Source organism: Marinobacter sp. BW6 (genome assembly GCF_008107725.1).
Classification (GTDB): domain Bacteria; phylum Pseudomonadota; class Gammaproteobacteria; order Pseudomonadales; family Oleiphilaceae; genus Marinobacter.
Window position 1 is genome coordinate 1 of the sequence record NZ_VIRN01000072.1, and the last position, 455, is coordinate 455.

Consider the following 455-nt stretch of genomic DNA (forward strand, 5'->3'; position numbering starts at 1 on the left):
TCCCTAATGTCTATCGTCGGGAATTCCTCGACGGAAACCTGGAAGAGAGAACGGGTCGCCGGAGCACGGCCTGTACGGGCTTTATTGTTCGACAATGGCTCATGTTAGTTTGCCGGTGATAGCGCCTCGGCAACGATCGTGTGGGAGCGAAACCTGGAAATTCTAATTAGGATGATCGCTATGAGCAGCATGGAATCGAAAGAGTTTGTTCTGGCCGGCGTGGTTATGAAAAGGCTGCTGTCCGGCCCGCAGACCAACGGTCAGTTCGGCCTCTTCGAAAACATCAGCGCGGAAACACGAAGACGCCGATCCAAGCTGAGCAGCAGATAGTCGTCCTTGTTGACATATGCCCGCCCAGTCGTAGTTGCTTTTTAGATCGTTCCAAATTTTTGGCTCTGGCTTCGACGAGAAGAATATAAATAATTATAGCAAATAGACGCATTGAGGACAGGAAT

The 455-nt window shown here is 50.3% G+C and carries 1 protein-coding gene; it reads left to right on the forward strand.

What is annotated here, in order from left to right; genetic code table 11:
• Window positions 1-180: 180 nt before the first annotated feature.
• On the forward strand, window positions 181-330 hold the full coding sequence (locus FMN52_RS19805) for a hypothetical protein (RefSeq protein ID WP_162039348.1): 150 nt from the start codon (window positions 181-183) through the stop codon (window positions 328-330).
• Window positions 331-455 lie beyond the last annotated feature (125 nt).

Bases quoted from the DNA above. Each gene is read 5' to 3' on its own strand.
- FMN52_RS19805 (WP_162039348.1), top strand. From the start codon at position 181: ATGAGCAGCATGGAATCGAAAGAGTTTGTTCTGGCCGGCGTGGTTATG.